General features: G+C 62.3%; 10 protein-coding genes and 2 pseudogenes. All 12 read left to right on the top strand.

Annotation, left to right across the window (positions count from 1 at the left end; genetic code table 11):
• Complete coding sequence (gene hutH / locus C9990_RS29500) at positions 1 to 1,539, top strand: histidine ammonia-lyase (protein ID WP_106805389.1); 1,539 nt, start codon at positions 1 to 3, stop codon at positions 1,537 to 1,539.
• Between the two features lie 146 nt (positions 1,540 to 1,685).
• Entirely contained in the window at positions 1,686 to 3,095 is a 1,410-nt protein-coding gene (locus C9990_RS29495) for an amino acid permease (RefSeq protein WP_065899851.1), read from the top strand.
• A 15-nt stretch (positions 3,096 to 3,110) separates the two neighbouring features.
• Positions 3,111 to 4,316, top strand: coding sequence for an imidazolonepropionase (hutI, locus tag C9990_RS29490; RefSeq protein ID WP_106805388.1), 1,206 nt, complete (start codon positions 3,111 to 3,113; stop codon positions 4,314 to 4,316).
• Between the two features lie 11 nt (positions 4,317 to 4,327).
• Complete coding sequence (gene hutG / locus C9990_RS29485; protein ID WP_065899855.1) at positions 4,328 to 5,128, top strand: N-formylglutamate deformylase; 801 nt, start codon at positions 4,328 to 4,330, stop codon at positions 5,126 to 5,128.
• Positions 5,129 to 5,370: 242 nt separating this feature from the next.
• On the top strand, positions 5,371 to 6,318 hold the full coding sequence (gene choX / locus C9990_RS29480) for a choline ABC transporter substrate-binding protein (RefSeq protein WP_065899857.1): 948 nt from the start codon (positions 5,371 to 5,373) through the stop codon (positions 6,316 to 6,318).
• Positions 6,319 to 6,473: 155 nt separating this feature from the next.
• The gene (locus C9990_RS29475; RefSeq protein ID WP_106805387.1) at positions 6,474 to 7,403 is read left to right on the top strand and encodes an alpha/beta hydrolase; all 930 of its coding nucleotides are present in this window, start codon (positions 6,474 to 6,476) and stop codon (positions 7,401 to 7,403) included.
• A gap of 103 nt (positions 7,404 to 7,506) precedes the next feature.
• Positions 7,507 to 8,478, top strand: coding sequence for a prolyl aminopeptidase (gene pip / locus C9990_RS29470; protein ID WP_065899862.1), 972 nt, complete (start codon positions 7,507 to 7,509; stop codon positions 8,476 to 8,478).
• Positions 8,475 to 8,912 (top strand): D-aminoacyl-tRNA deacylase, encoded by a 438-nt coding sequence (dtd, locus tag C9990_RS29465; RefSeq protein WP_106805386.1) that lies wholly within the window; start codon positions 8,475 to 8,477, stop codon positions 8,910 to 8,912. The genes pip and dtd overlap by 4 nt, the downstream gene beginning before the upstream one ends.
• Before the next feature lie 323 nt (positions 8,913 to 9,235).
• Positions 9,236 to 10,915, top strand: a complete 1,680-nt coding sequence (locus tag C9990_RS29460; protein WP_207200698.1) for a glucan biosynthesis protein G — start codon at positions 9,236 to 9,238, stop codon at positions 10,913 to 10,915.
• Positions 10,908 to 13,480, top strand: a pseudogene (gene mdoH / locus C9990_RS29455) (glucans biosynthesis glucosyltransferase MdoH); the annotation flags it as partial. The gene C9990_RS29460 and the pseudogene mdoH, both read left to right, overlap by 8 nt.
• Before the next feature lie 183 nt (positions 13,481 to 13,663).
• Positions 13,664 to 14,464 (top strand): annotated as a pseudogene (locus C9990_RS29450) (transporter substrate-binding domain-containing protein).
• A gap of 219 nt (positions 14,465 to 14,683) precedes the next feature.
• Entirely contained in the window at positions 14,684 to 15,481 is a 798-nt protein-coding gene (locus C9990_RS29445) for a transporter substrate-binding domain-containing protein (RefSeq protein ID WP_065899930.1), read from the top strand.

Below are 15,481 nucleotides of genomic sequence, written 5' to 3'. Positions count from 1 at the left end.
ATGAATGTGACTGCGCTAAACCTGATTCCAGGCCAACTGAGCCTCGCCCAACTGCGGGCCATCTACCAGCAGCCGGTAACCCTCAGTCTGGATGACAGCGCCTCGGCCCAGATCGAAGCCAGTGTCGCCTGCGTGGAGCAGATTCTCGCCGAGAACCGCACCGCCTATGGCATCAACACCGGTTTCGGCCTGCTGGCCTCGACCCGCATCGCCAGCGAAGACCTGGAAAACCTCCAGCGTTCGCTGGTGCTGTCCCACGCCGCCGGCGTTGGTGAGCCGATCAGCGATGCGCTGGTGCGGCTGGTCATGGTGCTCAAGGTCAACAGCCTGAGCCGCGGGTTCTCCGGGATTCGTCGGCAAGTGATCGACGCGCTGATCGCGCTGATCAACGCCGAGGTGTACCCGCATATCCCACTCAAGGGTTCGGTCGGTGCTTCCGGCGATCTGGCGCCATTGGCGCATATGTCGCTGGTGCTGCTCGGCGAAGGCAAGGCGCGCTACAAGGGTGAATGGCTGGAGGCGACCGCCGCGCTGAAAGTCGCCGGCCTGACCCCGTTGACCCTGGCCGCCAAGGAAGGCCTGGCGCTGCTCAACGGCACCCAGGTGTCCACCGCGTATGCCCTGCGTGGCCTGTTCGAGGGCGAAGACCTGTTCGCCGGCGCGCTGGCGTGCGGTGCGCTCACCGTGGAAGCCGTGCTGGGTTCGCGCTCGCCGTTCGACGCGCGCATTCATGCCGCTCGTGGCCAGCGTGGGCAGATCGACTCGGCAGCGGCTTATCGCGACCTGCTGGGTGAAAGCAGCCAGGTCTCCCAGTCGCACCAGAACTGCGACAAGGTGCAAGACCCGTACTCCCTGCGTTGCCAGCCACAAGTCATGGGCGCGTGCCTGACCCAGTTCCGCCAGGCCGCCGAAGTGCTGGTGATCGAAGCCAACGCCGTGTCGGACAACCCCTTGGTATTTGCCGCTGAAGGCGATGTGATTTCCGGCGGTAACTTCCACGCTGAACCAGTGGCCATGGCCGCTGACAACATGGCGCTGGCCATCGCTGAAATCGGCTCGCTGAGCGAGCGCCGTATCTCGCTGATGATGGACAAGCACATGTCGCAACTGCCGCCGTTCCTGGTGGGCAACGGCGGGGTCAACTCCGGCTTCATGATCGCCCAGGTGACTGCCGCCGCACTCGCCAGCGAGAACAAGGCGCTGGCGCATCCGCACAGCGTGGATAGCCTGCCGACGTCCGCCAACCAGGAAGACCACGTGTCGATGGCCCCCGCAGCCGGCAAGCGCCTGTGGGAAATGGCCGAAAACACCCGTGGCATCCTTGCCGTGGAATGGCTGGCAGCCGCCCAAGGCCTGGACCTGCGTGAAGGCTTGAAAACCTCGCCGAAGCTGGAAAAAGCGCGTGGCATCCTGCGCGACAAAGTGGCGTTCTATGACAAGGACCGCTTCTTCGCCCCGGACATCATCGCCGCCACCGACCTGCTCGCCAGCCGCTGCTTGAATGAACTGGTGCCAGCCAAGCTGTTGCCAAGTCTGTAACTGCTCGTTCCCACGCGCTGCGTGGGAATGCCGCCCTGGACGCTCTGCGTCTGCTTTTAGAGCCGTGACGCGGAGCGTCATAGGATGCGTTCCCACGCAGGGCGTGGGAACGATCTTCTCTTCATAAGAATAATTAGGGACGAGAAATGCACCAGCAAGAAAAAGGTTTGAAACGTGGGCTATCAGCCCGACATATTCGCTTCATGGCACTGGGGTCGGCGATCGGCACCGGGCTGTTCTACGGCTCCGCCTCTGCCATCCAGATGGCGGGCCCCGCCGTGCTGCTGGCCTACCTGATCGGCGGCGCCGCGGTGTTCATGGTCATGCGCGCCCTCGGTGAAATGGCCGTGCACAACCCCGTGGCCGGCTCCTTCGGCCAGTACGCCAGCACCTACCTGGGCCCCATGGCCGGTTTTATCCTCGGCTGGACCTACGCCTTTGAAATGATCATCGTCTGCCTCGCCGACGTCACCGCCTTCGGCATCTACATGGGCTTCTGGTTTCCCGAGGTTGCGCGCTGGGTCTGGGTGCTCGGCATCGTGTTTCTGATCGGCGGCCTGAACCTGTGCAACGTCAAAGTGTTTGGCGAGATGGAGTTCTGGCTGTCGTTGCTCAAGGTCGGCGCCATCGTGGCGATGATCCTCGGCGGCTTCGGCATCATGCTGTTCGGCATCCATTCGGCGGGCGAAACGCACGCCAGCGGGATCAGCAACCTGTGGGCCCACGGCGGTTTCATGCCCAACGGCATCGGCGGCCTGATCGCCTCGTTCGCGGTGGTGATGTTCGCGTTTGGCGGCATCGAAATCATCGGTATCACTGCCGGTGAAGCCAAGGACCCGCAGCGCGTGATCCCCAAGGCAATCAATGCCGTGCCGCTGCGCATCCTGTTGTTCTATGTGCTGACCCTGTTTGTGCTGATGGCGATTTACCCGTGGCCGCAGATCGGCAGCCAGGGCAGCCCGTTCGTGCAGATTTTCAGCAACCTGGGCATCGGTTCGGCGGCGACTATTCTCAATATCGTGGTGATCTCGGCGGCGGTGTCGGCGATCAACAGCGACATCTTCGGCGCCGGGCGCATGATGTACGGCCTGGCCCAGCAAGGGCAGGCGCCCAAGGGCTTTGCGCAATTGTCCAGGCACGGTGTGCCATGGATGACCGTGGTGGTGATGGGGGCGGCGTTGCTCGGCGGCGTGGTGCTCAACTACCTGATTCCCGAAAACGTGTTCCTGCTGATCGCCTCGATTGCCACCTTTGCCACCGTGTGGGTGTGGCTGATGATCCTGTTTACCCAAGTCGCCATGCGCCGCTCCATGACCCAGGAGCAGGTGGCCGACTTGAAATTCCCGGTACCGTTCTGGCCCTACGCGCCGGCCGCGGCCATCGTGTTCATGCTGTTCGTGTTTGGCGTGCTGGGTTATTTCCCGGACACCCAGGCAGCCTTGCTGGTCGGGGCGGTGTGGATCGTGTTGCTGGTCGTTGCCTACCTGCTGTGGGTCAAGCCCGCTGCGGGGCAGGCGGCCAAGGTCCATTACGACCCGGCTTTGTCTCATCGATAACTTAGGGAGGCGTTGATGAAAACGCTTTGGCAACACTGCCACGTCGCAACCATGGCCGGCGGCAAATACTCGATCATCGAGGATGCCGCCATGGTGACCGCCGATTCGCTCATCGAGTGGATCGGCCCCCGCAGCCAGGTGCCGAGCGCGGATTACGCGCAAGTGCATGACCTGCAAGGCGCGTGGGTCACCCCCGGGCTGATCGACTGCCACACCCATACCGTGTTTGGTGGCAATCGCAGCGGCGAGTTCGAGCAGCGCCTCCAAGGCGTGAGCTACGCCGAGATCGCGGCCCAGGGCGGCGGGATTGCCAGCACCGTGCGTGCCACGCGTGCTGCCAGCGAGGACGAGCTGTTTGCCAGCGCCGAAAAGCGCCTGCGCAGTCTGTTGCGCGATGGCGTCACCACGGTAGAGATCAAGTCCGGCTACGGGCTCGACCTGGTCAACGAACGCAAGATGCTGCGCGTGGCGCGGCGCCTCGGTGAAGCGCTGCCGGTCAGCGTGCGGGCCACGTGCCTGGCGGCTCATGCGTTGCCGCCGGAGTATAAGGACCGCGCCGACGACTACATCGAACATATCTGCAGCGAGATGCTGCCGGCGCTGGCGGCGCAGGGGCTGGTGGATGCGGTCGACGCGTTCTGCGAATACCTGGCGTTTTCCCCGGCGCAGGTGGAGCGCGTGTTCAAGGTCGCCCAGCAACTCGGGCTGCCGGTGAAGCTGCACGCCGAGCAACTGTCCTCCTTGCATGGCTCCAGCCTGGCGGCGCGTTACCACGCGTTGTCGGCCGATCACCTGGAATTCATGACCGAGGAAGACGCCATCGCCATGGCCGCCGCCGGCACCGTCGCCGTGTTGCTGCCAGGGGCGTTCTACTTCCTGCGTGAAACCCAGTTGCCGCCGATGGAGGCGCTGCGCAAGCACGGTGTGAAAATCGCCATCGCCAGCGACCTCAACCCTGGCACCTCGCCGGCGTTGTCGGTGCGCCTGATGCTGAACATGGCCTGCACGCTGTTCCGCATGACCCCGGAAGAAGCCCTGGCCGGCGCCACCCAACATGCGGCCACCGCCCTCGGGATGGGCGCCACCCATGGCTCGCTGGAGGTGGGCAAAGTCGCCGATTTCGTCGCCTGGCAGATCGATCGTCCCGCTGACCTGGCCTATTGGCTGGGCGGCGAGTTGGATAAACGCGTCGTGCGCCATGGCGTCGACGTCACCGTATGAGGAGTGCTGCTGTGGATAAGGTTCTCAATTTCAAACAAGGCCGTGTGCCGCTGCTGATCAGCATGCCCCACGCCGGCCTGCGCCTGACGCCTGCAGTGGAAGCGGGCCTGATCCCCGAGGCGCAAAGCCTGCCGGACACCGACTGGCATATCCCTACGCTGTATGACTTTGCCGAGGAACTGGGCGCCAGCACCTTGTCGGCCGAGTACTCGCGATTTGTCATCGACTTGAACCGGCCTTCAGACGACAAACCCTTGTACGCCGGCGCCACTACCGGTCTGTACCCGGCGACCCTGTTCGATGGCGTGCCGTTGTTCCGCGAAGGCCTGGAGCCAAGCGAGGCCGAGCGTGCCAGCTACCTGCAGAAGATCTGGGGCCCGTATCACCGCGCCCTGCAAGAAGAACTGGCGCGGCTCAAGGCCGAGTTTGGCTACGCATTACTGTTCGATGCGCACTCGATCCGTTCGGTGATCCCGCACCTGTTCGACGGCAAGCTGCCGGACTTCAACCTCGGCACCTTCAACGGCGCGGCCTGCGACCCTGAGCTGGCGAGCCGGTTGGAAGCCATCTGCGCCGCGCATCCGCAGTACACCCACGTGCTCAACGGGCGCTTCAAAGGCGGGCATATCACTCGGCACTACGGCGACCCGGCGCAGGATATCCACGCCGTGCAGCTGGAGTTGTGCCAGAGCGCCTATATGGAAGAGTTTGAGCCGTTCCGTTATCGGCCTGACCTGGCCGAGCCGACGCGGGTGGTGTTGAAGCAGTTGCTGGAAGGGTTGTTGGCCTGGGGGCAGCAGCACTACCGGTAGTTTTCGCTGCTGCTGTAACAGCTTTCGCGAGCAAGCCCGCTCCCATACTTGACCGAGTTCCAACATGAGCGTGCGGTCTGAATGTAGGAGCGGGCTTGCTCGCGAAGGGGTCTTCACAGTCGCCCCAGTGCAACTGCCGGTCGCCCCAGTTCGTGTGGACAGTGTTCTCGCTGGGTAAGGTTGTGGGTACGGCGCACCAGACGCCACTCCCCACAATAAAGCTGCCGAGTGAGACCTCTTTCATGAAAAGACTGTTCACCCGTTACCTGTTGACGCTTACCGGCGCCGCGCTGCTCAGTGCGCACGCCATGGCGGCTGAACCCGCCTCGTGCAAAACCGTGCGCATGGGCGTGGTCAGCTGGACCGACGTGGTCGCCACCTCGGGCATGGCCGATGTGCTGCTCAATGGCCTGGGCTACGACAGCAAACAGACCAGCGCCGTGCAGCAGATCATCTTTGCCGGCATCCGCGACAAACGCCTGGATATCTTCCTCGGCTACTGGAAGCCGGCGATGGACAACAACATCGCGCCGTTCCTGGCCGCCAAGCAGGTCAAGGTCTTCGACACCCCCAGCCTGGCCGACGCCCAGGCTACCTTGGCCGTGCCGCAATACGTGGCCGATGCCGGCTTGAAAACCTTCGCCGATATTGCCCGCTTCAAGGACCAGCTCGGCGGCAAGATCTATGGCATCGAGCCCGGCAGCGGCGCCAATACCGATATCCAGAAAATGATCGACACCAACCACTTCGGCCTGGGCGACTTCAAGCTGGTGGCTTCCGGTGAAGCTGGCATGCTCGCCGCCGTGCAGCGGGCGGTGAATCGCAAAGAGTTCGTGGTGTTTGTCGGCTGGACGCCGCACCCGATGAACATCAACATGAAAATGGCCTACCTCACCGGCAGCGAAGACGTGTTCGGCGCCAATGAGGGCCGTGCCACGGTGTCCACCGTCACCGCCCCGGATTTCGCCGAGCACTGCCCCAACGCCAACCACCTGCTGGAAAACCTGACCTTCACCGCCGCCCAGGAAAGCCAGTTGATGGTGCCGATCATGGCGCGCCAGTCGCCGCAGGACGTGGCCAAGCAGTGGTTGCGCGACCATCCGGAGGACTTGCAGCGCTGGCTGGCCGGGGTGACTGCATTTGATGGCAGCGATGGCGTGGCGTCCGTACAAGCCACGCTGAAACCCTGAGCCGGGCTCGGTAGATCAAACAATACACAGCAAATGTGGGAGCGGGCTTGCTCGCGAATGCGATAGGCCAGTCAACTCATCAGGCGACTGATACACCGCATGCGCGAGCAAGCCCGCTCCCACAGGTGGATCTCCATTGTCAGGGATATTTGCGCATGTACCCGATTTCTCCGCAGATGGCAGCCTTCGTCGCCAGGACTGAGTCCTTCACCAGCGACGATTCCTCCCTGGCTGGGCTGCGCCAAAACTACGACCGCATGTGCCAGGCGTTCACCCCACCCGTGCCTGAAGGGTTGACGGTCAAGGACTTCTCCCTCGGCGGCGTCGGTGTACGCAGCTACGTGCCGACGACGCCCACGCCGGCGCAGGGCTGGCCCTGTCTTCTATATATGCACGGCGGCGGCTGGGTGGTTGGCGGGCTGGATTCCCATGACTTCATCTGTTTCGAGCTGGCCAGCGCGTTGCAGGTGCTGGTGATCGCCATCGACTACCGCCTGGCGCCGGAACACCCGTTTCCGGCGGCCTATGAGGATTGCCGCGCGGTGTGGCAGGCGCTCCAGGCGGGGGCGGCACCGTATGCCATCGACTACCAACGCCTGGCGGTGATCGGCGACAGTGCCGGCGGCAACCTGGCGGCGGCGCTGTGCCTGGGTTTGCGCGACGACGGGCAGCCGTTGCCCCGGGCCCAGGTGTTGATCTATCCCGGCCTGGGCGGCCCGGCCGATTTGCCCTCGCGCCGCGATTGCATGGACGCGCCGCTGCTCAGCACCGCCGACACCGATTGCTACCTGGCACTTTACCTGCGCGGCGCGGGCAAGCCGTCGGCCTATGCGATGCCGCTGCTGGCCAGGGATTTCAGCGGCTTGCCCAAGGCACTGGTCGCCGTGGCCCAGTTCGACCCGCTGCGTGACGACGGCATGCTTTACGCCGAACGCCTGCAACAGTCAGGCGTGGCCGCCGTGCTGTACCCCGGCAAAGGCCTGGTCCATGGCTGTTTGCGCGCGCGTGGCCAGGTGCCGGAAGTCGACCGGCTGTACGGCTATCTGTTGGACTACCTCAGGAGCGAAGGGCTGACACAGGTCTAAGTGCTCAAGGACATGCTCATTGCACAATTCGGGTTTATAGTGCCAGACGGCAAAATAAAAGACGTCCCCCCAGGGATGAACCCGACCCCCTACGGAGCGCGCAATGCAGACTTGGTACCCGCAGATCAAACCCTACGCCCGGCACGATCTGGCCGTCGATGACACCCACACGCTGTACGTCGATGAAAGTGGCTCCCCCGAGGGCTTGCCCGTTGTCTTCATTCATGGCGGTCCCGGCGCCGGTTGCGACGCCCAGAGCCGCTGCTATTTTGACCCGAACCTGTACCGCATCGTCACCTTCGACCAGCGCGGCTGCGGGCGCTCCACGCCACGCGCCAGCCTGGAAAACAACACCACCTGGGACCTGGTCGCCGACCTCGAGCGCATCCGCGAACACCTGGGCATCGACAAATGGGTGCTGTTCGGCGGTTCCTGGGGGTCGACCCTGGCGCTGGCCTACGCGCAAACCCACCCCGAGCGTGTGCATGGCCTGATCGTGCGCGGCATCTTCCTGGCCCGCCCGCAGGATATCCACTGGTTCTACCAGGAGGGCGCGAGCCGCCTGTTCCCGGACTACTGGCAGGACTACATCGCGCCGATCCCGGCCGATGAGCGTCATGACATGATCACGGCCTACCACAAGCGCCTGACCGGCAACGACCAGATCGCCCAGATGCACGCGGCCAAGGCCTGGTCCGGCTGGGAAGGGCGCATGCTCGGCCTGTGCCCGAGCCCGCAGCATGTGGAGCGTTTTTCCGAGCCGCAACGTGCGCTGTCGATCGCGCGCATCGAGTGCCACTACTTCACCAATAACTCCTTCCTGGAACCCAACCAGCTGATTCGCGACATGCACAAGATCGCCCATCTGCCTGGCGTAATCATTCATGGGCGCTACGATATGATCTGCCCGCTGGATAACGCCTGGGAGCTGCACCAGGCCTGGCCCAACAGCGAACTGCAGGTGATCCGCGAGGCGGGCCATGCCGCGTCCGAGCCGGGTATTACCGATGCGCTGGTGCGTGCGACCGCCGAAATGGCACGCCGCCTGCTTGATCTGCCGCCAGAAGAAGCATGAAGGGCCTGTTGCAACGGGTGCGTGGCGCCCGCGTCGAAGTAGACGGCGAAATCGTCGGGGCGATTGACCAGGGTTTGCTGGTGCTGGTGGCCGTCGAACCGTCGGATACGCCCGAAAGTGCCGATAAGCTGCTGCACAAGCTGCTTAACTACCGTGTGTTCAGCGACGACGAGGGCAAGATGAACCTGTCGTTGAAGGACATCGGCGGTGGTTTGCTGCTGGTGTCGCAGTTCACGCTGGCGGCGGACACCAAAAGCGGGCTGCGGCCAAGCTTCTCCACGGCGGCACCGCCCGCCCTGGGAGCGGCGCTATTTGATCACTTGCTGTTACAAGCGCAACAATTGCATGGCAAGGTGGCGTCGGGGCGTTTTGGTGCCGATATGCAGGTGCATTTGGTCAATGATGGCCCTGTGACCTTCCTCTTACAGACATGAATGTATTAAAAACGACTTTAATGCCTAAAAACGCAGGGTTTCGCTACAAATACTTCGTTGTCCCTGATGCGTTGTCTCGCGGGCTACTAGATAATCGCGCGCTACGGGGATCAGCGTTGTTTGGTCCATTTTTGACTTAGGTAGAGACTTGTCCGATCGCCATTGGGGAATCATTTTGACCCAGGGGAGTCGGAACAATGCTCGCCAACCTGGCATATAGATAGCTGGCCGTTGGTTTTTTGATCTGTTTTCGGCGAGGGTTGCTCGTGATTGTTAGTCCCTGTAATGCACCAAAATTGTCTGCCAAACGGTTACGAAACGCACTGGTGACGGGCTCTGCCCTGTTTTGCCTGTTCGGCGCGGGTCAACTGTGGGCATTCAGTCTGGATGATGTGTCGGCCAAGGCAAAAGAGCTGGCCGGGCAGAAATACGAAGCTCCGCGCAGCAATCTGCCGAACGAATTCCGCGAAATGAAATTCGCTGACTACCAAAAGATTCGTTTCCGCAACGAAAAAGCCGAGTGGGCCGATCAGAATACCCCGTTCAAGCTGTCCTTCTATCACCAGGGTATGCATTTCGATACACCGGTGAAAATCAACGAAGTCACTGCCGACAGCGTCCAGGAAATCAAATACGACCCGACGCGCTTCGATTTCGGCGACGTCAAGTTTGATCCCAAGGCCACCGAACAGCTGGGTTATGCCGGTTTCCGCGTGCTGTACCCGATCAACAAGGGCGACAAGCAAGACGAAATCATGACCATGCTCGGCGCCAGCTACTTCCGCGTCGTGGGCAAGGACCAGGTCTACGGCCTGTCCGCCCGTGGCATGGCGATTGATACCGCGCTGCCGTCCGGTGAAGAATTCCCGCGTTTCACCGAGTTCTGGATCGAGCGCCCGAAGCCGGGTGACAAGCACCTGGTGATCTTCGCCCTGCTGGACTCGCCACGTGCCACCGGCGCGTACCGCTTGATCCTGCGTCCGGGCACCGACACCGTGGTCGACGTCAAATCCCAGATGTTCCTGCGCGACAAGGTCAGCAAGCTGGGCGTTGCCCCGTTGACCTCGATGTTCCTGTTCGGCGCCAACCAGCCGTCCAAGGTCCTCAACTACCGTCGCGAGCTGCACGACTCCAGCGGCCTGTCGATCCATGCCGGTAACGGCGAGTGGATCTGGCGCCCACTGAACAACCCTAAACACCTGTCGGTCAGCAACTTCACCGTCGAGAACCCGCGTGGGTTCGGCCTGCTGCAGCGTGGCCGCAACTTCAGCCACTACGAAGACCTGGACGACAACTACGACAAGCGCCCAAGCGCCTGGATCGAGCCTGAAGGCGACTGGGGCAAGGGTTCCGTCGACCTGGTAGAGATCCCGACCGCCGACGAGACCAACGACAACATCGTCGCGTTCTGGAGCCCGGCCGAATTGCCGGAAGTCGGCAAGCCGCTGGATGTTGCCTATCGCCTGCACTGGACGCTGGACGACGCCGCGTTCCATTCGCCGGACAGCGCCTGGGTCAAGCAGACCCTGCGTTCAACCGGTGATGTGAAGCAATCGAACCTGATCCGTCAGCCGGATGGCAGCGTTGCCTACCTGGTCGACTTCGAAGGTCCGTCCCTGAAAAAACTGCTGCCGGATGCCCCGGTGCGCAGCCAGGTGAGCGTGGGTGACAACGCTGAAATCGTGGAAAACAGCGTGCGTTACAACGAGCACACCAAAGGCTGGCGCCTGACCCTGCGCATGAAGATCAAGGACGCAGGCAAGCCGACCGAAATGCGCGCCGCACTGGTGCAAGACATCGTGCAGCCGGAGCCGGAGCAGGTTTCGACGCAAGTGCTCAAGGCGGACAAGGTCCTGGCCAAGCAGCACGAGAAACAGGCCAAGAAAGACGCGAAAGACAAGGAAGCCAAGCAGCCAGAAGCTGCCCCAGCCACGCCGGAGCCGATCAAGACCGAGCAAGTCCTGACCGAAACCTGGAGCTATCAGTTGCCTGCCGATGAGTAATTCTCAAGTCCAGCCAGAGACTCTCTCCGAGTATCTGGCGCATCTCCCGATGACCGCTGAGCAGCGCGCCGAACTGGCGGGCTGCACATCCTTCACCGAACTGCACGAGCGCTTGTCGTCGTCGACGTTCGATGCGCCGGTCGATGCCGCCCAGGCGTCGGTCGGCCGCCGGCTGACCCTGAACACGGCCGAAGAGCTGCAAGACGCCGAAATGCTCGCGCTCGACGCCAACGGTCGCGTGTGCCTCAAGGCCACGCCGCCGATTCGCCGTACCAAGGTCGTGCCTGAGCCATGGCGCACCAATATCCTGGTACGTGGCTGGCGGCGCCTGACCGGTCGCACCAACCCGCCGAAGCCGCCGAAAGACGAGCGTGTGTTGCCGGCTGCGCGCTGGCGCACCGTCGGTTCGATCCGCCGCTACATCCTGCTGGTGCTGATGCTCGGCCAGACCATCGTCGCCGGCTGGTACATGAAAGGCATCATGCCGTACCAGGGCTGGTCGCTGGTCGACTTCGACGAGATCCGCAACCAGACCCTGCTGCAAACCGCCACCCAGGTACTGCCTTACGCCCTGCAAACCAGCATCCTGATCATGTTCGGGATCTTGTTCTGCTGGGTTTCGGCCGGTTTCTGGACCGCGCTGATGGGCTTCCTGGAGTTGCTCACCGGCCACGACAAATACCGGATCTCCGGTAAAAGTGCCGGCGACGAGCCGATCCCGAAAGATGCGCGCACCGCGCTGGTGATGCCGATCTGCAACGAAGACGTGCCGCGTGTGTTTGCGGGGCTGCGCGCGACGTTCGAGTCGGTGGCCGCCACCGGTGACCTGGATCGCTTCGACTTCTTCGTGCTCAGCGACAGTAATGACGCCGACATCTGCATCGCCGAGCAGCAAGCCTGGCTCGACGTGTGCCGCGAAGCCGGCGGCTTCGGCAAGATCTTCTATCGTCGCCGTCGCCGTCGCGTCAAACGCAAGAGCGGTAACCTCGACGACTTCTGCCGTCGTTGGGGCGGTGACTACAAGTACATGGTGGTCCTCGACGCCGACAGTGTGATGAGCGGCGAATGCCTGACCAGCCTGGTCCGCCTGATGGAAGCCACGCCGGATGCCGGGATTATCCAGACCGCGCCGCGTGCGTCGGGCATGGACACCCTGTATGCACGCATGCAGCAGTTTGCCACCCGCGTCTACGGCCCGCTTTTCACTGCCGGCCTGCACTTCTGGCAGCTGGGTGAATCCCACTACTGGGGTCACAACGCAATCATCCGCATGAAGCCGTTTATCGAGCACTGCGCCCTTGCGCCGTTGCCGGGCAAGGGTGCGTTTGCCGGGGCGATTCTCTCCCACGACTTCGTCGAAGCTGCGCTGATGCGCCGTGCCGGCTGGGGCGTGTGGATTGCCTACGACCTGCCGGGCAGCTACGAAGAGTTGCCGCCGAACCTGCTCGACGAACTCAAGCGTGACCGTCGCTGGTGCCACGGCAACCTGATGAACTTCCGCCTGTTCCTCGTCAAAGGCATGCACCCGGTGCACCGCGCGGTGTTCCTGACCGGTGTGATGTCTTATCTGTCGGCGCCGTTGTGGTTCTTCTTCCTGGTGTTGTCCACCGCGTTGCTGGCGGTAAACACCCTGATGGAGCCGCAGTACTTCATGGCGCCACGCCAGTTGTACCCACTGTGGCCGCAATGGCACCCGGACAAGGCGGTGGCGCTGTTCTCCACCACCATCGTGCTGCTGTTCCTGCCCAAGTTGCTGAGCATCATCCTGATCTGGGCCAAGGGCGCGAAAGAGTTCGGCGGCAAGTTCAAGGTGACCTTGTCGATGCTGCTGGAGATGTTGTTCTCCATGCTGCTGGCCCCGGTGCGGATGATTTTCCACACGCGTTTCGTACTTGCCGCGTTCCTCGGCTGGGCCGCGACCTGGAATTCGCCGCAGCGTGACGACGACTCCACCCCCTGGAGCGAAGCGGTCAAGCGCCACGGCCCGCAAACCGTGCTCGGCTTCCTGTGGGCGCTGCTGGTGGTGTGGTTGAACCCAAGCTTCCTGTGGTGGCTGATCCCGATCGTCGGTTCGCTGATGCTGTCGATCCCGGTGTCGGTGATTTCCAGCCGGGTCAAGCTGGGCCTCAAGTCGCGTGACGAGAGCCTGTTCCTGATCCCTGAGGAATACAATCCGCCGCAAGCCCTGCTGTCGACCGAGAAGTACACCCACGAAAACCGTTGGCACGCACTCAACGACGGCTTCGTGCGTTCGGTGGTCGACCCGCAGCAGAACGCCCTGGCCTGCGCCCTGGCGACCTCGCGGCACCGTGAAGCGGAGCCGATCGAGTATGTGCGTGTCGAGCGTGTGCGTCATGCGTTGAAAGTCGGCCCTGCCGGCCTCAACAATGCCGAGCGCCTGGCCTTGCTCAGTGATCCGGTAGCCCTGGCCCGCCTGCACGAGCAGGTCTGGAGCGAAGGGCATCCCGAGTGGCTCGCCGCCTGGCGTGACTCGATCAAGGCCGATCCGCACGCGCCGTTGCTGCCGCTGCAACCGCTGTCGTCCCAGGCCCAACCGGCCTGATTCAGACGCCCCCGAGGGGTCTCCTCGGGGGTGTTCGAGACGCGTGTCCTACAGCGTTTCGACCCTCTTCCGTATCTCTCTAACTCCTTGTTATTTCGAAACAAAAGACCCTCGCCCGAGGCGTATTGCCGTGCGCACGGCTGGGTTAGCATCGCCCCGAATTTGACGTAGTCACAGGGGGATTCATGAATAAACGGTATTGTTCGGCACTGCTGATAGTCGCTGTCGCGTGGCTGCACATCGGCCTGGTCCAGGCCGGGGCGATTGATGACGCCGTTCGGCGCGGCGTGCTCAAGGTGGGTACCACGCCCACTTACGTTCCGTTTGAAATGACCGACAAATAGGGGCATATCGTCGGCTTTGAAATCGACCTGCTCAGGGTGATGAGCCAGGCCCTGGGGGTGGAGCTGGAGCTGGTCAGCGTGCCCTATACGGAGCTGATGCCGGGGTTGCTGGCGAAGAAGTTCGACCTGATCGGCAGCGGCATGACGGTCACCCAGGAGCGCAACCTGAAGCTGAATTTCAGCGACTCTTTCATCGTGGTCGGCCAGTCCGTGCTGCTGCACCCCAGCCTGCTCGGCAAGGTCGGCAGCGTTGAAGACCTCGACGACGCCAGCTACCGCATCGCCACCACCGAAGGCACCACGGGCGAGGCGGCGGCGCAACGCTTTCTCGGCGCGGCGCGATTAAGCAGTTTTGCCACGCCGGAGGAGGGCGTGCATCAGGTGGTGACCGGTGCGGCCGATGCCTTTATCCATGATGCGCCCTACAACCTGATTGCCCTGGGGCGTCCGGAAAACAGCGCGCTGCTGGCCCTGGAGCAGCCCTTCACCTTCGAGCCACTGGCGTTTGGAGTAAAAAAGGGCGATTTCGACAGCCTCAACTGGATCAACCATTTCCTCAATCAGATCGCCCAGGACGGCACCTATGATCGCTTGCACGACAAGTGGTTTAAAGACACAGCCTGGTTGAAGGAAATCCACTGAAAGTCATAACTTCTTACACATCAATCCGTTGGCGCTTTGCCGTGTGCATGCGTCTAGTCCTGCGCTTGGCTGCACCGTTGTGGGGCCTTTGCGACATACGCCGATAACAATTACCCGTGAAACCTTTGTGACGGGCATCGAGTGGGTTAGGATCGCACCCCGAAATGGTGCAGCCCGTTTGCGCGCCGACCTCATAAGAAACGTTCAGGGGACTTGATGATGAAAAAGTATCTTTCGATGCTGCTGCTCGGCGTCACGGCGCTGGTTGCCGCCACTGCGGCCCAGGCCGGCGCCATCGACGATGCGGTCAAGCGCGGCACGCTGAAAGTCGGCATGGACCCGACCTACATGCCGTTCGAAATGACCGACAAGCGTGGCGAGATCATCGGCTTCGAAGTCGACATCCTCAAGGCCCTGGCCAAGTCCATGGGCGTCAAGCTGGAGCTGGTCTCCACCGGTTATGACGGCATCATCCCGGCGTTCCTGACCGGCAAGTTCGACATGATCGGCAGCGGCATGACCCTGACCCAGGAGCGCAACCTGCGCCTGAACTTCAGCGAACCCTTCATCGTCGTCGGCCAGACCCTGCTGATTCGCAAGGACCTGGAAGGCACCATCAAGTCCTACAAGGATTTGAACGACGAGAAATACCGCCTGACCTCCAAGCTCGGCACCACCGGTGAGATGGTCGCCAAGAAGCTGATCTCCAAGGCCAAGTACCACGGCTATGACAACGAGCAGGAAGGTGTGCTGGACGTGGTCAACGGCAAGGCCGACGCCTTTGTGTATGACGCCCCCTACAACGTGGTTGCCGAGAAAAAAGTCGGTAACGGCAAGCTGGTGTTCCTGGAAGAACCCTTCACCTTCGAGCCGTTGGCGTTTGGCCTGAAAAAGGGTGACTACGACAGCATCAACTACATCAACAACTTCCTGCACCAGATCCGCAACGACGGCACCTACGATCGTATCCATGACAAGTGGTTCAAGAGCTCCGAGTGGCTCAAGGACATGGAATAA

The sequence above is a fragment of the Pseudomonas sp. S5D5 genome (genome assembly GCF_003013355.1).
GTDB lineage: Bacteria > Pseudomonadota > Gammaproteobacteria > Pseudomonadales > Pseudomonadaceae > Aquipseudomonas > Aquipseudomonas aylmerensis.
The sequence above is the reverse complement of the archived record's forward strand: the minus strand, read 5'-3'. Positions and strand labels throughout refer to the sequence as shown.